Source organism: Arthrobacter sp. UYP4 (genome assembly GCF_057291175.1).
In genome coordinates, this window is record NZ_JBXAVU010000004.1 from 297,573 (window position 1) to 316,273 (window position 18,701).

Genomic DNA, 18,701 nt, shown 5'->3' on the forward strand with positions numbered 1-18,701 from the left:
GCGATCGACGGCGACGACGGCGGCTCCCACGGGGCCGCCGTCGTCGTTCCCCCCTCCCTGTGCAGGGAGTCCAGGCGCGGTGCCCCTGTCTCCGGCGCATCGGCGGGGGCCCGGCAGGGAACGCGGCCTCCCGCACGGCGCGGGCCGCGCCGATCACAGCAGCGGGCTGAGCGCCAGGAAGAAGACGGCTCCCAGCAGCGCGGTGACCGGTGCGGTCCCGAGCCAGACCGCGAGGATGCGCACCACGCGGGGCCGCTGGACGGACGCGAAGCGCTGGTTGGCGCCGGCTCCGACGATCGCGGACGTCATCGTGTGCGTGCTCGAGAGCGGGAAGTGCAGCGAGATGGCACCGATGAACAGCATCGCCGAGCTGACGCCCTGTGCCGTCATGCCGCGCAGCGGGTCGATGTGGACCAGCCGGTTGCCGAGGGTGTGCGTGATGCGCCAGCCGCCGAACAGGGAGCCGCATGCCAGCAGCACGGCGGCGAAGAGCTGGACCCACAGGGGCATGTCGGATCCGCTCGCGTACCCCGAGCCCACGAGTGCCAGCAGGATGACGGCCATGGTCCGCTGGCCGTCCTGCAGCCCGTGCCCGAGCGCGAAGGCCCCTGCCAGCACCGACTGCGCCATGCGGTTGCCGCGGTTCACCGTCGCGGGGGACCCGTGCCGCAGCAGCCAGGTCGCCGGGAACACCGCGGCGTACGCCAGGAGGTAGGCGACGACCGGCGACAGGACGAGGGGCAGGACGATCTGCAGCAACAGTGTCTCACCGGCCCCGCTCATCGCCGGGCCCCTCACCAGCTGCGACGCCGCACCCGCGCCGATGATGCCGCCGAGCAACGCGTGGGTCGACGACGACGGCTTGCCCCGGTACCAGGTGAACACGCCCCAGCTGCCGGCCGCGAGCAGGGCGGCGACGAGGATGCCGAGGCCCGTCGGGCCCGGCGGGAGACCGATGCCCGCATCCGTGAAGAAGAGCGCGAGGGAGGTGCTGAGCAGCGCGCCCACCAGATTGAAGAAGGCGGCGAGCAGGACGGCGACGGTCGGGGTGAGCGCCCGGGTCCGCACGGCGGTCGCCACGGAGTTCGAGACGTCGTGGAAGCCGTTGAGGAAGGCGAAGCCGCCTGCGGCGGCGACCACCACACCGAGGAGGAGGGGTTCCACCTACGATTCCTTGACGAGGATGGTGCCCACCTGGGTGGCGACCCTCCGGATGTCCTTGGTGACGTCGACGAGCTGGTTCGCCACGTCGCGGTGCCGCGCATAAACGAGGGGCTTGTGGTCGTTCAGGAGTTCGGCGCACCAGCTGCGGTGCGTGCGCTCGGCGCGCCGGGCCAGCCGGAGGATCTCGATCCAGTACTCCTCGAGGTCCTCCATGGAATTCAGGCGCTGCATGGCGACGGCGGTGAGTTCGGCCTGCCGGTTGATGACCTCGAGCTGGTCGGCGGCCCGCTGGCTCAGCTTGCTCAGCTTGTACAGGGCGATGAGTTCCCCGGCGCCGTCAAGCTTCTCGATGGCCTCGTTGAGGAGCCGGGACAGCGCGTAGAGGTCCTCGCGGGGGAGCGGATTGATGAAGGACGTCCGCATGGACGTCAGGAGGGCGAAGTGCAGATCGGTCGATGCCGATTCGTGCTGGTGCAGCTCCTCCGACAGGCGGTCGTACTCCGAGGTGGGGGCGCCGAGGATGGCGGACATCGTCCCGACGCCGAGCACGAGCTGCCGGGCCATGCGGGAGAGGAGTTCGAGGCCAGCGTTCTCCTCGGGGAAGAGGCGTAGTTTCACGGAGTCTTCCTCGGAGGATATGAAGGAGTCAGCGGTCCGGCCGAAGCCGTACCGGGTACTGAAGGGCAAAGTAGTGGCGCCGAACCGGGAGCGCCTCTCGGCGGAAGGCCGCTCGAAGCGGCTGAGTGTTGAAGCCCGGGGGTTCCACGGTCCGACGCCGTGTTAAGTCTTGCCCTCCCCGGAGCCGCTGTCAACATCGCCGGCGGCAGGAGGTTCAGTCGAGCTCTCCGCGCCGCCAGGATGCCGCCGCGTGCTCGAGATCCTCCGCGGTCTTGATGAGCTGGTGCGAATTGCGCGTCAGCTTCGACGCGTGGGGGCCGTTGGCCAGCTCGGCGTCGTCCGCGTGGTTCGCCTGACCGAGGGCGACGACGCGGCAGAACGCGGCGAACCGCTCGAGCGCGACGTCGAACTCGCCCTCGAACGCCCCGGAGAGGATGGTGTTCGCCATGGTGGTCATCTCCGTGGCACCGGGCGGCTCGGCGACGCCGGCGACGACCTTGGAGACCTGGGCCACCTCCTTGCCCGAGGCGAAGTAGGCGGCGATGCGCTCGGGGTTCTGCTGCGTGGCTGCGCGGAGAGCGTACAGGCGCCAGAGCGCTCCCGGGAGGGACCGGGCGGGGCTCTCCGCCCACATCTCCGCGATGGCCTCGAGGCCCTGCTGGTCGGCGAGCTCGACGAGGCGGCGCGTCACGTCGGGATCTTCGGCGTCGCGCCCGTGGTGCACCAGCGCATGGGCCGCCATGTGCGCCGCCTCGGACACGCGCGAGGGATCGACCCCACCCGCGAAAACCTCGAAGTCCGCGGGAGCGAATGGCTTCGGCTTGTGGGGCCGCGGGCTGTTGTTGGTGTATTCGCCGTCCATGGAACGAGGATACTCCTGCGGAAATTCGGGCCGGAAGGCAGGGCTGCCGCGCGGTCCCCGGGGCAGGATCGATTGCGATAAAGTTAGCGGGTCATCGCGCCTGCACGGCGGCATCCTCGGATCCGACGGGCGGGCAGGTGTGGCGGGCCCTTAGCTCAGTTGGCTAGAGCAACGGACTTTTAATCCGTGGGTCGTGGGTTCGAGCCCCACAGGGCCCACCTGTGCACGACGGAAGGACCCCGGGAACGCATCCCGGGGTCCTTCCGTCGTCTATCCTGCGAGCTCGTGGACCACGAACGCCGTGAGGAAGCCGAGCGCTGCGATCAGTCCCGTGAGCATGTGCTGCCGCTCGAACGCCTCGGGGATCATGGTGTCGGCCACCATCGCGAGGATCGCCCCGGCGGCGATGGCCGTGATGAAGGCGACCGTCACGCCCGAGGCTCCCGCCAGCAGCGAGTACCCGGCGAGGGCCGAGAGTCCCGAGGCCAGCGCGATGCCGCCCCACAGCCCGAAGACATAGCGGGGACCGCGCCCCGCGTTCTTCATCCCGGCGGTGCTCGAGAGCCCCTCGGGGACGTTCGAGATGAAGATCGCGACCAGCACGGCGGGGTTCACGGCGCCGCCCGCCACGAGTCCGAGCCCGAGGACCACGGATTCCGGGATGCCGTCGAGCAGCGCCCCGAGCGCGATGGCATTGCCGCTGCCGGCGTCCTCGCTCTCGGAGGGCTGCTGGCCGCCCGAACGCTTGCGGTGCTGGGCGCCCTGCCGGGCCAGGAGGGCATTCGCTCCGACGTACACCACTGCTCCCACGAGGAAGCCGAGGGCCGTGGGTACCAACCCGCCCGTCTCCTGCGCCTCGCCGACGAGTTCGAAGGCGAGGGCCGAGATCAGCACTCCCGCGCCGAAGGCCATGACGAAGGACACGACCCGCGGCGGCACGTTCCACCGCCAGGCGATGGCCGACCCCACGAGCAGGGCCCCACCGGCGACAGCACCCCATGTGAAGGCCTGCAGCCACAGCGGCACGGGTGCCTCCTTCCGGTGCACACGGCACGACGACGAAAAACCTGGCCCAGCCTGACACAGGGCGCGGACCGGCGCACGGAAGGCCCGGACGGAAGAGGGCATTGACTCATCGGCGTCGCTCGTCTGCACTGGTAGGAGGAGCAACCCGACGACGGGTCAGGTGACCGGCGCGGGCCAGCTGCACGAGAGCAGGAGGAATCCCGTGGACGTCGCTGCCATCACCGGAAGCCTGGCCGCCTGCGCCGTCATGGCGGTCGCCGCCGCCCTGACCGGCTGGCGGATCGATGCGGCCTTCCGGCGCGACACGGGAGCGGACGACTCCTTCTGGACAGCCTTCGGTGGCATCGTCGTGATCGCGGGCAGCGGTGTCGCGGCGGGGACGATGAGCGGCGCGGGTGCCGTGCTGGCCGTGCTGACCGGTGTGGGCGCGTGCACTGCGGCCGCCGCCTGGGTCTGGCGCCGGCACGCGCAGCGCACCCGGACCACACGGGAGTCGGCGCACTCGGCCGCCTGGGGTGAGTTGCGCCGGCGCCACGACGCGGTCGTCCGGCAGTGGGCCGACTACGACGTCGACCCCGCGAAGGCGATCCGGTACCCCGCGATGCACGATCCCGGACACCCCGCCGCGCGGCCTGTCGTCCGCGCCCTGCGGGCGGCCGGTAAGGAAGGGAGACCGGAGCCGGGGGGCCGGGGGGACGGCAGGGACCTGCAGCGCTACGCGGAAGCCGTGGCGCGGCTGGAGCACACCTTCGACGCCGCCGAACGGGAACTGGGTGCGCAGGGTGCACGACGCCCGGCACGCCACCGGGAGGCCGCAGGTCGGTTTTGAATCGTTACATCCGGGCCGGTCGCGGAGGGCACCGCGCCATTAGGCTTGAAATCCAGAAGCGACCACCGGGGCTGCCGTCCGTCCGACGGCACGGCCCCACCACCGAGGAAGGGGAGACGTGCGAGTCCTGTCGCGGTTCTCAGCAGGCCTGCTGGCCGTTTCCCTGCTCGTCACCGTCGCCCCTGCCGCCCTCGCGGGTCCTGCGGACGACACCCGGAGCGTGGTCCCGGACGCCGGCCAGGGTGCAGGGCAGAGCGTCCGCTTCGCCACCTACAACGCAAGCCTCAACCGTTCGACGCCCGGCGGACTCGTCCGGGACCTGAGCACGCCGGGCGATACCCAGGCGCGCGCCATCGCCGAGGTGGTGCAGACCAACAGGCCGGACGTGGTCCTCATCAACGAGTTCGACTACGTGCCGGGCAACAGGGCCGCCGACCTCTTCGACCGGAACTACCTCCGCGTGGGCCAGAACGGCAAGGCTGCCGTGGACTACCCCTACGTGTACACGGCGCCATCCAACACGGGCATACCCAGCGGCTACGACCTGAATGACGACGGCACGGTCGGCGGACCGGATGACGCCCTCGGCTTCGGGGCGTTCGAGGGCCAGTACGGCATGGTGATCTACTCGAAGTACCCCATCCAGACCGGGGCGGTGCGGACGTTCCAGGACTTCCTCTGGAAGGACATGCCCGGAGCCCTGCTCCCCGACAACCCGGCCACCGATGCCCCCGGCGACTGGTACTCCGCGGATGAACTCGCCGTCCTCCCCCTGTCCAGCAAGTCGCACTGGGACGTTCCGGTGAGCGTCGGCGGCAGGACGGTGCATGTGCTGGCCAGCCATCCGACGCCCCCTGTCTTCGACGGGGAGGAGGACCGCAACGGCCGGCGCAACAGCGACGAGATCCGGTTCTGGTCCGACTACGTCACAGCCGGCCCCGGAGCCGCCTACATCTACGACGACGACGGGGCTCCCGGCGGGCTCAAGCGCGGAGAACGCTTCGTCGTCCTGGGCGACCAGAACAGCGACCCGCTCGACGGCGACTCGCGGACCGGTTCGATCGACCAGCTCCTCGGGAACAAGCTGGTGCAGGACCCGCTCCCGTCCTCGGAGGGCGCCCTCGAGGCGGCGGCGCTCCAGGGCGGCGCGAACGCCGACCACCGCGGCGACCCCCGGTACGACACGGCGGACTTCGAGGACCGCAATGCCGGCAACATCCGGGCCGACTACGTCCTGCCGTCGCGGAACCTGCGGGTCTCGGCGTCGGGGGTGTTCTGGCCGCGGGCGGGCATGCCCGGCTCGGAGCTGACGGGGATCTTCCCCTTCCCCACGAGCGACCACCGGCTGGTCTACGCCGACGTCGTCGTGAGCGGCGCACGGCGGAGCTAGCACCCGGTGGCGGGCCGGACGCGTGCGACCCTTGTCCGGGCGCCGCGGCCGGGTGTACCGTCGATGGCATGAGGACACCTATTTTCCAGTAACCGAACCGGCTCCTGCCGAGTTCAGCGCCACTTGTCGATGACACCACTCCAAGGGCGCCCACTGGACCTGTCCGAACCATCAGCACATCCCGCGTACGCCGCTGCGTGCGCCGTGCCGTCCCGTTCCGACCGTTCCGCGGGCGCAGGAACTGAGAAAGGAACACCATGACCAGCACGCCCCAGAACGATCGATCCCGAACGGACGAAGCACCGGCCGGCACCGGCGGTCCCGCCGGTGCCAAGGGCTCCTCCGGGAAGCTGCAGGACGACCCGCGTGCCCGCCTCGCGCTGGCGAGGAAGAACCACGCCGCGAATCCGACGGCGTCCTCCGGCGCGGGCCATGTGAAGGCGGCCCATGAGAGCAGCAAGCAGGGGAAGAAGGAGAAGAAGGTGCGCTGGTAGGCACCCCTGATCCGCTGACCCGGCGATGTCCGGGTCGTTAAAGTGGAGCTGGCTCCGAGTTCTGCGTATGGGGGAATCGCAGAAATCGGAGCCAGCGATCTCAGTATACTTCGACTCCAGACCGAAATGTCCAATCGAAAGGTGATGATGGCCGTCACAGCCAAGGCGTTCCAGCTGTGGCGTTCCCAGATCGCTCCGCACGACAACGTGTCGGACGTGTGCCGGGTCGCCGGCATCAAGCGCTCCACGCTCGCCCAGCAGCTCGTCCGGGGGAAGGTGTCGGTGACGACCGTCGTCGCGATCGCCCGCGGGTACGGGGTGCCGCCCGTACAGGCGCTGGCCGTTTTCGAGGGCTACGAGGACCTGCCCGGCGGCATCCGGCAGCCCACCGACGCCGAACTCGTCAGCCAGGTCAGCCACATCGACATCCTCCGACTGCTCATCGCGCGCAGCGAGGACAGGGGCTGCACGGCGACGGACCTCGAACTGAGCCTCGCACCGTTGCCGCACCGCAACTCAGTCCGCGCCTGGGTCGAGGCGGTGGATCCGGGTGACCTCCGCCAGCAGCTGGCGGCGAGCACCGGCGTCGCCCGCCAGAATCTCTCCGCCCAGCTCACCGCGGGCCGGCTCGCCCCCGAGATCGCCGTCCAGGCGGCGCGGATAGCGAACGTGTCGCTGGCGAGCGGTCTGGTGGTGACCGGGCTGCTCACACCCGAGGAGGGCGGCTGGCCCGAGGACGGTCGTGCCCGCGCGCTGTGCGCGATGCCCGACCTCGACCTGGTCTTCCTGGCACGCGACCGCCTCGACGTGCTGGGCAAGCAGATCCGGCGGGCAGAGCTCGACGACGGCAAGGACCGCGCGATGTGGGAGAACCTGGGATGACCGCGACCATCCAGTGGATCGCCCTCTGCATCTGCGCCCTGGGGGCCGCCGTCCGCGTCCCGGGAGTGCGGAACGGCCAGGGCCGGACCGTGTTCACGGCGCTCGTGCTGCTCACGGTCGCCGTCGGACTCTCGATCGTTCCCATCTACGAAGCCGTGGACGGCGTCCTGGGCGGGGTGAACATCGCGAACCTCCTGCTGCGGCTGACCCTCTACGCGGTCTTCGTGCTCCTCGGCGTCCGCACGGCGGCGGCGTTCGGATCGTCCCTCGCCCGGCGCCTGGTCGTGGGCCCGTTCGGGCTGGCGATCCTCGGCCTGACCGTCGCCGCCACCCTGTACTTCTTCGTCGCCAGTGAACTTCCGGGCACCTCCACGGGGCTGCACGCCTTCGGGGACCAGGACACGGTCCAGCAGTACGCGGCGGTGGGACGGCTCTATCCCGGCTACGTGGCGGGGTGCCTGGTCATCCCGGCGGTCGCATCGGTGGCGGACCGCCGAGCGCGGACCGCCCACCGGGTCGCCTGTGCGTTCCTGGCCTGCGGCTTCTCGCTGGTGGTGGTCTTCGTGCTGCTGAGGCTGACTCCCCTCGATCTGGGGGCCTGGGACATCGTCCTGCCGTTCTCGGCGATCATGTCGAACGTCGTGGGACTGTTCCTCGTGTGGCTGAGCCATACCCTCAATCGACGGCGCAACCAGCGGGCGAACAAGCTCGCCTGAGGCGAGGGCACCCGACTTTCCGTGCTCACCGTGCAGGAAAGTGATCCGATTGTGTCCTTGCCCCATTCACGTTTTCATGATCGTGTGCAAAAATAATGATTATGTAACTGCCGCTGTCCGTGGGGGGTCAGCGGATCGTTATCCGGCAGGTAGGTGCGTCCATTAGAACGGGTGGACCCACCTACCGGTCGGGCAAGCTGGGGACGCCGGAAGGGCACCATCCGCCATGTATCGACGGCGGATGGTGCCCTTCGTGGTCGTGCGTCCTGCTTCGTCCTATTCGGCGTCGTGGTCCGTCTCGATGATCCGGGCCAGGCTCTCGAGTGCGTCCTCGGCGCCGTCGCCCTCGGCACGCAGCACGATCACGTCGCCGTGCGATGCGCCGAGGCTCATGAGCGAGAGGATGCTGGAGGCGTCCATCGCCTCCTCGGCCGGCTCACCGTCCATGGCGATGGTGACCTCGAGCGGGAGTTCGCCCGCGGCCTCCGCGAAGATGGAGGCCGGGCGGGCGTGCAATCCCACGCGACTCGCCACGGTTGCCTTGCGTTCTGCCATGATGTGCTCCTTTTTCGTGGATGGGTTCCCCGTACAGCCAACCGGACCCGGGGTCAGGCCGCAACCGGCTCGGCGACGGCGGTGTTCTTCTTGCTCGAGGCGTAGCGCTTGAGGGCGATCACGGCGAGGGCCGAGACGACCGTGCCGACGAGGACGGCGAGGATGAACATCACGACGTTCCCGATGGCGAAGAAGACGAAGATGCCGCCGTGCGGGGCCTGCGAGGTGACTCCGGTGCCCATCACGATCGCCCCGGTGACGGCCGATCCGAGCAGGGACGCGGGGATGACACGCAGTGGATCCGCTGCAGCGAACGGGATGGCGCCCTCCGAGATGAACGCGGCGCCCAGCAGCCAGGCAGCCTTGCCGTTCTCGCGTTCCGCGAGGGTGAAGCGACGGCGGTCGATGATCGTGGCGAGCGCCATGGCCAGGGGTGGCACCATGCCGGCCGCCATCACCGCGGCCATGATCTGCCACGGTGCCTGGTTGTCGATGGAGCCGGCGCTCAGGCCGGCGACCGCGAAGGAGTAGGCCACCTTGTTGACGGGGCCGCCGAGGTCCACGGCCATCATGAGCCCGAGGATGACGCCGAGGCCGACCGCCGCGGTCCCGGTGAGGCCGGAGAGCCAGTTGTTCAGGCCTACCGTGATCGCAGCGATGGGTCCGCCGAGCACGAGGAACATCAGGCCCGAGGCCACGATCGACGCCAGGAGCGGGATGATGACCACGGGCATGAGGCTCCGCAGCCAGCGGGGCACGGAGAGGCGCCCGATCATCAGGGCGACGTAGCCGGCGAGCAGGCCGCCGACGATACCGCCGAGGAAACCCGCATCCATGAAACCGGCGACGGCACCGGCGACGAACCCGGGCGCGATGCCGGGACGGTCGGCGAGGGCGTAGGCGATGTAGCCGGCGAGGGCGGGCACCAGGAACCCGAGGGACAGCTGTCCGATCTTGAACGCCACCGCACCGAGGTATTCGGCGAGCCCGCCGGCCGGGAGGTTCGCGAGGCTGTTCTCGAGGACCACGGCGTCGGCCGTCTCGGTGATGAGGTAACCGCCGAGCAGGAAGCCCAGGGCGATCAGCAGGCCGCCGCCGGCGACGAAGGGGATCATGTAGCTGACGCCGGTGAGCAGAGCGCGCTTGAGGGTGCTGCCGATGCTGTCCCGGCCGCCCTCGTCGTCGGTCTGGTCGTCACCGCCGGCGGTGCCGGCGACCCTGCGGGCGTTCGGATTCCCGGCGGCCGCCAGGGCTTCCTCGACCATCTCGCCCGGTTCGTCGATGCCCCGCTTGACGGGTGCACTGATGACCGGGAGGCCGGCGAACCGCTGCTTGTCCCGGACATCGACGTCGACGGCGAAGATGACGGCGTCGGCCGCCGCGATGACCGACGGATCCAGGGGGGTGGCGCCCGAGGAGCCCTGCGTCTCGACCTGGAGGTCGATGCCACGCTCCTTGGCTGCGGCGACGAGGGAGTCGGCGGCCATGTAGGTGTGCGCGATCCCCGTGGGGCAGGCGGTCACCGCGACCAGCCGGCGGACCTGGGTGTCGGTCGAGCGGCCGGCGTCGACGGCGGGACCGGTGGCGTCCACCCCGGCAGGCGTGGTGCCCAGGGTGGCTGCCGCCTCGTTCGTGCGGGCACTGTCCCCGGCCGACGGTCCGCCCGGACCGGCGGCGCCTGCCGCATGGGCGCCGGCACCGACGGTCGCCGCGTCCCCGATGCCGAGGGCTCCGTTGACCAGCGCGACGACGTCGGCGGGCGTCTCTGCGGCACGGAGGGAGGCGGTGAAGTCCTTCTTGATGAGCGAGCGTGCCAGCTTGGACAGGAGTTTGAGGTGCTCCTGGTCCGCGCCGTCCGGCGCGGCGATGAAGAAGACGAGGTCCGCGGGGCCGTCCTTGGCCCCGAAGTCCACCGCCGGCGCCAGGCGCGCCATGGCGAGCGTCGCCTCCGAGACCGCCGTGGAACGGCAGTGCGGGATGGCGATGCCGCCCGGGACCCCGGTGGAGGTCTTCTCCTCCCGGGCGAGGGCGTCGGCGTACAGACCGTCCACTTCCGTGGACCGCCCCTGTGCGGCGACCTGCTCCGCGAGATACCGGATCACCGAGGAGCGTTGTGTCCCCAGGTCCTTGTCCAGAGTCACAAGCTCCGGCGTGATGAGTTCGGACATCAGAATTCCTCCTGTGCTGTCGGTCCAGCGTTGGATCCGACGGCGCTTGGTTCGATCACGGGCAGCGTGACCATGAGTGGAGTGACCGCGACTGCGGCCGGCGTTGTCTGGTCGAGCGATGGAACGGTGGAGCCCGGTAGGGATGCGGCCGCCGATCCGTGGGCAACGGCCTGGCGCAGGCAGTTCTCCGGGAGTTCGCCTGCGCTGTGCGCCAGCAGGTAACCGGCCAGGGCGGAATCTCCCGCGCCGACCGTGGAACGCGCCGTGACCGGCGGGTGCACGGCGTGCCAGGCCCCCGCGTTCGTCACGAGCAGGGCACCCTTGGAACCAAGGGTCGCCAGTACCGCTCCCACCCCCGCGGTGATGAGCACCGCGCAGGCCTTCGCGGCCAATTCATGGTCCAGCTCCAGCTGGTCGCCCGTGCCGACGCCCGTCAGCTCGCTGAGCTCCTCGGCATTGGGTTTGAGCAGGTCCGGCGCCGGTACCCCGGCGGCGGCCTCGATCAGAGGTTCGCCCGACGAGTCGATCGCGACCCGGGGCGCCGACGGTCCGTACGCCTCCCGGACCGCGGCGGTGATCCGCGTGTAGAAGGTCGGCGGTACGCCCGGCGGCAGGGAGCCGGCGAGGACCAGCCAGTCGGCTCCGCTGCTCTCGGCCACGACGACCGCGAGCAGTTCCTCGATCTGTGCGGCGGAGAGCTCGGGGCCGGGCTCGTTGATCTTCGTCGTCGTACCATCGGGTTCGGTGATCGCCGTGTTGGTGCGGAGGCCCGCGCCGATCGGCAGATTGCGGAAGGGGACGGAGACGCCGCGCAGGCCCGCCAGGACCGCGTCGTCGTCGTCGCCCGGAAGGACGGCCAGCGTGCTGACGCCGGACATGGCCAGGGCGCGGCTGACGTTCACACCCTTGCCGCCTGCCTCCTGCACCACATGGGTGGCGCGTTGGACGGCTCCGCGGGTCAGGGGCGCGCCGAGTTCCACGGTGCGGTCGATGCTGGGATTCGCGGTGAGGGTCAGGATCACGCGACGATCACCTCCACATCGGAATCGGCGAGTGCATCCGCAAGGGTTCCCCGGGGTGCGCGGTCGGTGATGAGTGCATCGATATCCTCCAGGTAGGCGAAGCTGATGAGGGATTCCTCGCTGAACTTCGACGAATCGGCCAGGAGCACCACGCGGCGTGCCGAGCGCACGATCGAGGTCTTCACCGCCGCTTCGTCGACGTCGGGCGTGCTGAGGCCGAAGCCGGCCGTGATGCCGTTCGCCCCGATGAAGGCGACGTCGGACCGCAGGCGGGCGAAGTGCGCGACCGTGCTGCTCCCCACGGCTGCGCTGGTCAGGGCTCGTACGCGTCCGCCGACGAGTTCGACGCTCAGGCCCGCGTTGGAGACGAGTGCGGCGATCGGGACGGAATGGGTGACGACCGCCAGTCCGGGCCGCGCCTCGTCGACGAGCAGTTCTGCCAGGGCACCGGTGGTGCTGCCGGCGTCGAGCACGACGGCTCCCGTCGCGGGAGCCATGGCGAGCGCGGCCTCGGCGATGCGCTTCTTCTCGGGGGAGTGCTGCGCGGCCCGGCTCGACAGGCTCGATTCATTGGTGGTCGCCCCGCTGCCGGCGATGGCCCCTCCATGGACCCGGCGCAGGACGCCGTCGTTCTCGAGGAGGGCGAGGTCCCTGCGGACCGTCTCCTTGGTGATGCCGAAGCGTGAGGAGAGGCCGGCGACCGTGACGCGGCCGTCTGCGGAGACGAGTTTGCTGATCTGGCGATAGCGCTCTTCCGCGAACATGAGGACCTCGTTGTCTCCGGCCGAGGTCAGGACCTCGAGATGTGGTTCGATCTTTGTTTGAGTGACTATATCTTTGCTTTGCTCACCGGGTCAAGACCTTTTCGGTGGTAATCAAATGGGAACACAGATGAAGAAGGGCCGGACGTGAACGTCCGGCCCTTCTGTCCCTGGTGGTGCCGACGGGCTGTCAGAGCCCGGTGTCGCGGGACTCCCTGCGCGTGATGGTCTCGCCGGTGTTCGGATCCACGACGGACCGCGACTCCGAGACGCGCGCCTGCCGGCGCGGAGCGGCCAGGACGAGCGAGGCGATGAGCCCGATCACGCCGACCGCCATCAGGATGTAGCCGACGAGTGCCAGGTCCACGACGCTGACCTGCACGCGGATGGCGAAAGCAAGAATTGCACCCAGTGCAATAAGAAAAATAGATGAACCGATTCGCATTAGAAAAACTCCTCCGGTATGTCTTTGTTGGCAGTTTCGAGAGAATTCCCCAGCGGTTTCACTGACTCTGCCGCTTACTCCCGAGGCGGCCCGCTCACACCTATCATACGGTCGATCCGCCGTAAAACCCGGTTCGGCGCCCCGGTCGGACGTCCCGTCGAGTCATGCAACGGTTCGGGAAAGATTCATCCGAAAGCCTTGATAAGCGGGATTAGCGTGGTGCTAGGATTGCACCCTAAGCATGCTGATGAAGTACAGTTGCAGTTAGTTGCACTTCGATGCACCGGAATATCCGACAGCAACTCGTCCCCGGACGGGTGGCTCATCACTCAAGGAGCACCACATGAGTTTCATCGCATTCCTTATCCTCGGCCTCATCGCCGGCGCGCTCGCCAAGCTGATCATGCCCGGCAAGCAGGGCGGCGGCATCATCGTCACCATGATCCTCGGCGTCATCGGCGCCTTCCTGGGCGGCTTCATCGGCGGCAGCATCCTCGGCATCAACATGGGCAGCACGTTCTCCCTGCCGTCCATCCTGTTCGCCGTCCTGGGCGCGCTGATCGTCCTCTTCATCTACGGTCTCATCACCGGACGCAAGGGCTCGCGCGTCTAGCACGCACCACGTAGCTGCACCGTGGGGGAGCGGCTGCGAGAAGGGCGTCACCGCGAAGCGGTGGCGCCCTTCGCCTGTCCGAGCCCGACCGACCTGTCGGCGGGTCACTGCCGGGCGGGGCGACGCCAGGAGCAGAAAGTCCACCGGCAGTGCCACGCGCCCATCTACACTCGATTCGCATCCACCCAGCCGCGGAAGGACCATCATGTTTGGCCGGAACAAGGAGAACCCAGCCGTCAAGGCTGCCAACGGGACGCTGTTCGACAAGGACGGCAACCCGAAGCCTGCGATCCTGCGCGGGATCGAACGCGCCCTGGACGTCCAGCGGCCGCTGATCCTCTCCAACCTGGACCGGCTCCGCCGTCGCAACCCGGAGGCGTCTCCCGCGGAACTGGCCCGCCTGCTCGAGCGCGACTACCTGCGGGCGACGACGGCCGCGGGCGCTGCTGTGGGAGCGACGGCGGCGGTTCCCGCGGTCGGGACCCTGGCCTCCCTCGGACTCTCGGCGGCCGCGACCGTCGGCTTCCTCGAGGCCACAGCACTCTATGCCGAGTCCATCGCGGAACTGCACGGGGTCAAGACCGACGATCCTGAGCGTTCGCGCGCCATGGTCATGGCGATCCTGATGGGCGAGGAGGGCACGGCGCTGATGCGCTCCATCCTCGGTGCGTCCGCGGGACAGGGTGCCCCCCAGTACTGGGGGCAGCTGGTGAACAAATCCGCACCGTCGTCGCTCGTCAAGACGGTCACCGGGTCCATCAGGCGGCGCTTCCTCAAGAAGTTCCTGGCCAAGCAGGGCGGATTCATGCTCGGACGAGCCCTGCCCTTCGGCGCGGGGGCCGTGATCGGCGGGACCGGCAACCACCTCATGGGCAAGGCCGTCATCCGCACCACCCGCGAGGCCTTCGGTCCGCTGCCGCAGACCATCCCGGGCGAGCTGGCCGACGTGCTGCAGTTGCCCCCGCAGGGAAGCGACCAGAAGCAGGCCTGACCGCGGCGTCCGGTACCGGTGCGCCCGGGTAGGGTGCGGGGCCGGGCCTACCCGAAGATCGCGTGGGCGATGGTGAAGATGAGCAGGCCCGCCAGCGAACCGACCACCGTACCGTTGATGCGGATGAACTGCAGGTCCTTCCCGACCTGCAGTTCGATCTTCCGTGACGTCTCCTCCGCGTCCCAGCGCCCCACCGTCTCCGAGATGACGCCGGCGATCTCGCTGCGGTAGGTGCGCACGGCGTACGAGGCGCCGTCCGCGATCCAGCGGTTCACCTTCCCTGCCAGCTCGGCGTCGTTCGCCAGGCGCGAGCCGAAGTCGCGGACCGCCGCCTTGAAGTTGGACGTCAGCTCGCTGTCCGGGTCGTTCACGGCCTCGAGGAGCGCGTTCTTGATGGTGGCCCAGGTGCGGGCCGTCAGGTCGCGGACACGGGGGTCGTCGAGCAGCTGTCCCTTGATCTCCTCGGCCTTCGCGATGGTCTCGGGTTTGTGCTGCAGATCCTGCGCGAGGTCCCGGAGGTACTTGTCGATCGCGAGGCGGACATCGTGCTGCTGGTCGTCCTGCACCGCCCGGATGAACTTCGACAGTTCCGCGTGCACGCGGTCACCGACGACGCCGTCGACCAGGCGCGGGACCCAGGTCGGCGAACGCTGCGCGACCACCCGCGTGACCACCGCGTAGTTCGCGTCCACCCAGTCACCGGCGCGGTCCACGAGCAGGTCCACGAGGCGGTGGTGGTGCCCCTCGGCGAAGATGCGTTCCGCGATGCTCCCGATGGGCGGCCCCCACGGTGGCTCGAGCAGATGACTGCGGACCATGGACTCGATCACGCCCTGGACGGCGTCGTCGTTCAGGACGGTGAACATCCCCCGGATGAGGGCCGCGCCCTCGACGGCCACGCGGTCGGCGCTCTCGGGCTTCTCCAGCCAGGCGCCGGCCTTCTGGGCGATCCGGGCGGAATCGAGCTTGGCACGCACCACGTCCTCGGACAGGAAGTTCTCCTCGACGAACTGGCCGAGCGATTCGCCGATCTGGTCCTTCTTCCGCGGGATGATCGCGGTATGGGGGATCTTCAGCCCCATCGGATGCTTGAACAGGGCCGTGACGGCGAACCAGTCGGCCAGGGCGCCCACCATCCCACCCTCGGCCGCCGCCCGCACGTACTGCAGCCAGGGATAGGCGTCCTGCAGGGCGAAAGCCACCACGAAGATGACGGCCATGACCGCCAGCAACCCGGTCGCCAGGAGCTTCATGCGTCGGAGGGCGGCCGCCCGCTCCGTATCGGTGCCGGTCATCTGAGCATTCACGCTCCCGAGTCTATCGAGGCCGTCCCGGCGGGCACCGCGGTGCCGCATCCGTGGTGCACCGATCCGGTGGTCACGTACCGTGTTAGGGACACCACCGACGACTCGAAGGGACGGTCCGTGCCTCCTGTGATCTTCGCCCACCGCGGCAGTAGCGGCACCTACGCGGAGCACACGCGCGCCGCCTACCTGCAGGCCCTCGCGGACGGCGCGGACGGCGTGGAGTGCGACGTGCACCTGAGCCGGGACGGACAACTGGTGTGCATCCACGACACGACGCTGGATCGCACTACGAGCGGCACGGGCGACGTCGCCGACCTGACCCTCGAGGAACTGCGCCGGCTCGATGCCTTCTCCTGGAAGGGGGCGAGCGTCCCTGCGGAGTTCGGCGGCGAGACCGACCAGTTCCTCTCCTTCGCGGACCTGCTGCTCCTGCTGCGCCGTGCGGGCCGCCCGATCCGGCTCGCCGTCGAGCTGAAGCATCCGAGTCCGTTCGGACTGCGGCTGGAGGAGGCCCTGATCGCGTTCCTCATGGACGAGGGCTGGGACCCTGAATCCTCGATGCTCGGCAGCATCGAGGTCAGCTTCATGAGCTTCAACCCCGACTCCATGCGGCAGCTGGCGGAGTCGGTGCCCCACCACCTGTTGTGCCAGCTCGTCTCCGACATCCGACCGAAGGAGGTCCGCGAGGCGCTGCGTTTCGGTTCGATCGCCGAGGGGGCCCTGATCAACCTGCTGCACAGGGCGCTGAAGGAGGGCGAGGCGCTGATCGACCACCAGGAGGTCGGGATGGCGGGCCCGGGCATGAAATATATCCGGGCCCACACGGAGCGGGTGCGCCGCTGGATCCAGGAGGGCGTGATCGTGAGGGCATGGACGGTCAACAAGATCGAGGATGCCCTCTTCCTCGCCGAGCTGGGCGTGCAGGAGATGACCACCGACTACCCGGCGCGGATACGCTCCGCCTTCCGGAGCGACGACGAGTAACCACCCACCCCGGGACGCTGTGGTTGAGTGGGGGGATGCAATCACCGATCGAGGATTACGCACTCGTCTCCGACCTCCACACCGGTGCGCTCATCTCCCGCGACGGCAGCGTGGACTGGCTCTGCCTGCCCCGGTTCGACTCCGAATCGGTGTTCGCCGCGATGCTCGGCACCCCGGAGCACGGCCGCTGGCTCGTGGCACCCTCGTCCGCGGGGGCGGAGGTGGTGGAGCGCAGCTACATCTCCTCGACCTTCGTCCTCCAGACCCACTGGAGGACCCCCGAGGGTGAGGTGCTGGTCACCGATTTCATGCCGGTCACGGACCGTCGGGCCAACGTCGTGCGGCGGGTTCAAGGCCTCCGCGGGACGGTGACGGTCCGCCAGGAACTGGAGATCCGCTTCGGCTACGGCGATATCGTCCCGTGGGTCAGCCAGGGGACGGACGACGGCGTCCCGGTGCTCCTGGCCATCGCCGGGCCCGACGCGCTGCTGCTGCGGGGACCCCGGCTCCGGGCCTCGGACCATCGCCACGAGGGCACGTTCGACGTGGCCGAGGGCGACGTCGTCGACCTCGAACTCGTCTGGTACCCCTCCCACCGTGAGAAGCCGCCCGCCCGGGATGTCGACGACGCCCTGGACAGCACCATCAGCTACTGGCGTGCGTGGGGGGCGAGCTACGTGAACGACGGCGAGTACGCCGACGCCGTGCAGCGCTCGCTCCTCGTGCTGCGCGCGCTCACGCACGAGGACACCGGCGGCATCGTCGCCGCTCCGACGACGTCGCTGCCCGAGCAGTTCGGCGGCTCCCGCAACTGGGACTACCGCTTCTGCTGGCTCCGCGATGCGGCGCTCACGCTCGAGGCCATGATGACGCACGGCTACGCGGAGGAGGCCCTGGGCTGGCGCAACTGGCTGCTGAGGGCGGTGGCGGGGGGACCCCGAGGACCTGCAGATCATGTACGGGCTGGCTGGCGAACGGTACCTGCCGGAACGCGAACTCGACCACCTGCCGGGCTACGCCGACTCGGCTCCCGTGCGCGTGGGAAACGGCGCGGTGAAGCAGTACCAGGCTGACGTGGTCGGCGAGGTCATGGTGGCGCTGGAGAAACTGCGCGGGCACGGCACCACGGAGGACAGCTTCTCGTGGCCGTTGCAGCGAGCACTCCTGGGCTTCGCCGAGAAGCACCTCCACGACCGCGACCACGGCATCTGGGAGATGCGCGGCGATCAGCAGTACTTCACGCATTCACGCGTGATGATGTGGGCGGCGTTCGACTGCGCCGTGCGCGCAGTGCGCGACCACGGGCTGAGCGGGCCGCAGGACCGGTGGACGGAGATCCGGGATGGACTGCGCGCGGAGATCATGGAGCGGGGCTTCCGTGCCGACCTGAACTCCTTCACGCAGGTGTACGGCGGCACGGAGGTGGACGCCTCGCTGCTGCAGTTGCCGCAGGTGGGGTTCGTCGAGTTCGACGATCCGGCCATGCTCGGCACTGTGGCGCGCATCGAGCAGGACCTGCTGAACGGGCAGGGCCTGCTGCTGCGCTATCGGACGCACAACTCCGACGACGGTCTCGAACCGGGCGAGCACCCGTTCCTCGCCTGCTCCTTCTGGCTCGTCGAGCAGTACGCGCACAGCGGCCGCCTGGGCGAGGCGAAGCGGCTCATGGACCAGCTGGTCGGCTACTCGAACGAGCTCGGCCTGCTGTCCGAGGAGTACGACGCCGAGTCGGGCCGCATGGCCGGCAACTTCCCGCAGGCGTTCTCGCACCTCGCCCTCGTACGGGCGGCCGACGCCCTGCAGATGGCCGGCGGCGAGGCCGGGTCCCACGAGTCGATGGCCCGGGAGTAGCCCGGACCATCGACCGCGATTCG

General features: G+C 69.4%; 18 protein-coding genes, 1 tRNA gene and 1 pseudogene. 10 read left to right on the forward strand and 10 right to left on the reverse strand.

Annotation, left to right across the window (positions count from 1 at the left end):
• Positions 1-153: 153 nt before the first annotated feature.
• The 3 genes from AC0Z9V_RS15420 to AC0Z9V_RS15430 form a co-directional block, all read right to left on the reverse strand.
• A complete protein-coding gene (locus AC0Z9V_RS15420) occupies positions 154-1,164 on the reverse strand; it encodes an anion permease (protein WP_485142024.1) in 1,011 nt (336 codons plus the stop codon).
• Positions 1,165-1,782, reverse strand: coding sequence for a DUF47 domain-containing protein (locus AC0Z9V_RS15425; RefSeq protein ID WP_133080109.1), 618 nt, complete (start codon positions 1,780-1,782; stop codon positions 1,165-1,167). It lies immediately after the preceding gene.
• 214 nt (positions 1,783-1,996) lie between these two features.
• On the reverse strand, positions 1,997-2,644 hold the full coding sequence (locus AC0Z9V_RS15430) for a hypothetical protein (RefSeq protein ID WP_133080110.1): 648 nt from the start codon (positions 2,642-2,644) through the stop codon (positions 1,997-1,999).
• Between the two features lie 144 nt (positions 2,645-2,788).
• Here AC0Z9V_RS15430 and AC0Z9V_RS15435 point away from each other — a divergent pair.
• A tRNA-Lys gene (locus tag AC0Z9V_RS15435) sits at positions 2,789-2,862 on the forward strand.
• Between the two features lie 52 nt (positions 2,863-2,914).
• On the opposite strand, the gene AC0Z9V_RS15440 is transcribed toward AC0Z9V_RS15435, so the two are convergent.
• On the reverse strand, positions 2,915-3,670 hold the full coding sequence (locus AC0Z9V_RS15440; protein ID WP_133080111.1) for a ZIP family metal transporter: 756 nt from the start codon (positions 3,668-3,670) through the stop codon (positions 2,915-2,917).
• A 202-nt stretch (positions 3,671-3,872) separates the two neighbouring features.
• Here AC0Z9V_RS15440 and AC0Z9V_RS15445 point away from each other — a divergent pair, with 202 nt between their 5' ends.
• The 5 genes from AC0Z9V_RS15445 (at position 3,873) to AC0Z9V_RS15465 (ending at position 7,981) form a co-directional block, all read left to right on the forward strand.
• A complete protein-coding gene (locus tag AC0Z9V_RS15445) occupies positions 3,873-4,499 on the forward strand; it encodes a hypothetical protein (protein ID WP_485142025.1) in 627 nt (208 codons plus the stop codon).
• A 127-nt stretch (positions 4,500-4,626) separates the two neighbouring features.
• Complete coding sequence (locus tag AC0Z9V_RS15450) at positions 4,627-5,889, forward strand: endonuclease/exonuclease/phosphatase family protein (protein WP_485142061.1); 1,263 nt, start codon at positions 4,627-4,629, stop codon at positions 5,887-5,889.
• Between the two features lie 257 nt (positions 5,890-6,146).
• The gene (locus AC0Z9V_RS15455; protein ID WP_485142026.1) at positions 6,147-6,383 is read left to right on the forward strand and encodes a hypothetical protein; all 237 of its coding nucleotides are present in this window, start codon (positions 6,147-6,149) and stop codon (positions 6,381-6,383) included.
• 147 nt (positions 6,384-6,530) lie between these two features.
• Positions 6,531-7,265, forward strand: coding sequence for a hypothetical protein (locus AC0Z9V_RS15460; protein WP_133080114.1), 735 nt, complete (start codon positions 6,531-6,533; stop codon positions 7,263-7,265).
• Positions 7,262-7,981, forward strand: coding sequence for a hypothetical protein (locus tag AC0Z9V_RS15465; protein ID WP_208740434.1), 720 nt, complete (start codon positions 7,262-7,264; stop codon positions 7,979-7,981). Before AC0Z9V_RS15460 ends, AC0Z9V_RS15465 begins: the two co-directional genes overlap by 4 nt.
• A gap of 276 nt (positions 7,982-8,257) precedes the next feature.
• On the opposite strand, the gene AC0Z9V_RS15470 is transcribed toward AC0Z9V_RS15465, so the two are convergent.
• The 5 genes from AC0Z9V_RS15470 to AC0Z9V_RS15490 form a co-directional block, all read right to left on the reverse strand.
• Entirely contained in the window at positions 8,258-8,536 is a 279-nt protein-coding gene (locus AC0Z9V_RS15470; protein WP_055765843.1) for an HPr family phosphocarrier protein, read from the reverse strand.
• 53 nt (positions 8,537-8,589) lie between these two features.
• Positions 8,590-10,704 (reverse strand): PTS fructose transporter subunit IIABC, encoded by a 2,115-nt coding sequence (locus AC0Z9V_RS15475; protein ID WP_485142027.1) that lies wholly within the window; start codon positions 10,702-10,704, stop codon positions 8,590-8,592.
• Complete coding sequence (locus AC0Z9V_RS15480; RefSeq protein WP_485142028.1) at positions 10,704-11,726, reverse strand: 1-phosphofructokinase family hexose kinase; 1,023 nt, start codon at positions 11,724-11,726, stop codon at positions 10,704-10,706. The genes AC0Z9V_RS15475 and AC0Z9V_RS15480 overlap by 1 nt, the downstream gene beginning before the upstream one ends.
• Complete coding sequence (locus AC0Z9V_RS15485) at positions 11,723-12,490, reverse strand: DeoR/GlpR family DNA-binding transcription regulator (RefSeq protein ID WP_208739151.1); 768 nt, start codon at positions 12,488-12,490, stop codon at positions 11,723-11,725. Before AC0Z9V_RS15485 ends, AC0Z9V_RS15480 begins: the two co-directional genes overlap by 4 nt.
• Before the next feature lie 187 nt (positions 12,491-12,677).
• The gene (locus AC0Z9V_RS15490) at positions 12,678-12,932 is read right to left on the reverse strand and encodes a DUF6458 family protein (protein WP_133080119.1); all 255 of its coding nucleotides are present in this window, start codon (positions 12,930-12,932) and stop codon (positions 12,678-12,680) included.
• A 343-nt stretch (positions 12,933-13,275) separates the two neighbouring features.
• Here AC0Z9V_RS15490 and AC0Z9V_RS15495 point away from each other — a divergent pair, with 343 nt between their 5' ends.
• Together AC0Z9V_RS15495 and AC0Z9V_RS15500 are read left to right on the forward strand one after the other, a co-directional pair.
• Positions 13,276-13,545 (forward strand): GlsB/YeaQ/YmgE family stress response membrane protein, encoded by a 270-nt coding sequence (locus AC0Z9V_RS15495; RefSeq protein WP_208739152.1) that lies wholly within the window; start codon positions 13,276-13,278, stop codon positions 13,543-13,545.
• A gap of 205 nt (positions 13,546-13,750) precedes the next feature.
• On the forward strand, positions 13,751-14,536 hold the full coding sequence (locus AC0Z9V_RS15500) for a hypothetical protein (RefSeq protein WP_133080121.1): 786 nt from the start codon (positions 13,751-13,753) through the stop codon (positions 14,534-14,536).
• 47 nt (positions 14,537-14,583) lie between these two features.
• On the opposite strand, the gene AC0Z9V_RS15505 is transcribed toward AC0Z9V_RS15500, so the two are convergent.
• Complete coding sequence (locus tag AC0Z9V_RS15505; protein ID WP_459268455.1) at positions 14,584-15,831, reverse strand: DUF445 domain-containing protein; 1,248 nt, start codon at positions 15,829-15,831, stop codon at positions 14,584-14,586.
• A 129-nt stretch (positions 15,832-15,960) separates the two neighbouring features.
• Here AC0Z9V_RS15505 and AC0Z9V_RS15510 point away from each other — a divergent pair, with 129 nt between their 5' ends.
• Positions 15,961-16,827 carry a glycerophosphodiester phosphodiesterase gene (locus AC0Z9V_RS15510; protein ID WP_208739153.1) on the forward strand — a complete coding sequence of 289 codons (867 nt, stop codon included), beginning with the start codon at positions 15,961-15,963 and terminating at the stop codon, positions 16,825-16,827.
• A 35-nt stretch (positions 16,828-16,862) separates the two neighbouring features.
• Positions 16,863-18,678 (forward strand): annotated as a pseudogene (locus tag AC0Z9V_RS15515) (glycoside hydrolase family 15 protein).
• The last annotated feature ends 23 nt before the right edge of the window (positions 18,679-18,701 follow it).

Bases quoted from the DNA above. Each gene is read 5' to 3' on its own strand.
- AC0Z9V_RS15490 (WP_133080119.1), bottom strand. From the start codon at position 12,932: ATGCGAATCGGTTCATCTATTTTTCTTATTGCACTGGGTGCAATTCTT.
- AC0Z9V_RS15430 (WP_133080110.1), bottom strand. From the start codon at position 2,644: ATGGACGGCGAATACACCAACAACAGCCCGCGGCCCCACAAGCCGAAG.
- AC0Z9V_RS15485 (WP_208739151.1), bottom strand. From the start codon at position 12,490: ATGTTCGCGGAAGAGCGCTATCGCCAGATCAGCAAACTCGTCTCCGCA.
- AC0Z9V_RS15470 (WP_055765843.1), bottom strand. From the start codon at position 8,536: ATGGCAGAACGCAAGGCAACCGTGGCGAGTCGCGTGGGATTGCACGCC.
- AC0Z9V_RS15465 (WP_208740434.1), top strand. From the start codon at position 7,262: ATGACCGCGACCATCCAGTGGATCGCCCTCTGCATCTGCGCCCTGGGG.
- AC0Z9V_RS15505 (WP_459268455.1), bottom strand. From the start codon at position 15,831: ATGACCGGCACCGATACGGAGCGGGCGGCCGCCCTCCGACGCATGAAG.
- AC0Z9V_RS15475 (WP_485142027.1), bottom strand. From the start codon at position 10,704: ATGTCCGAACTCATCACGCCGGAGCTTGTGACTCTGGACAAGGACCTG.
- AC0Z9V_RS15495 (WP_208739152.1), top strand. From the start codon at position 13,276: ATGAGTTTCATCGCATTCCTTATCCTCGGCCTCATCGCCGGCGCGCTC.
- AC0Z9V_RS15460 (WP_133080114.1), top strand. From the start codon at position 6,531: ATGGCCGTCACAGCCAAGGCGTTCCAGCTGTGGCGTTCCCAGATCGCT.
- AC0Z9V_RS15455 (WP_485142026.1), top strand. From the start codon at position 6,147: ATGACCAGCACGCCCCAGAACGATCGATCCCGAACGGACGAAGCACCG.
- AC0Z9V_RS15500 (WP_133080121.1), top strand. From the start codon at position 13,751: ATGTTTGGCCGGAACAAGGAGAACCCAGCCGTCAAGGCTGCCAACGGG.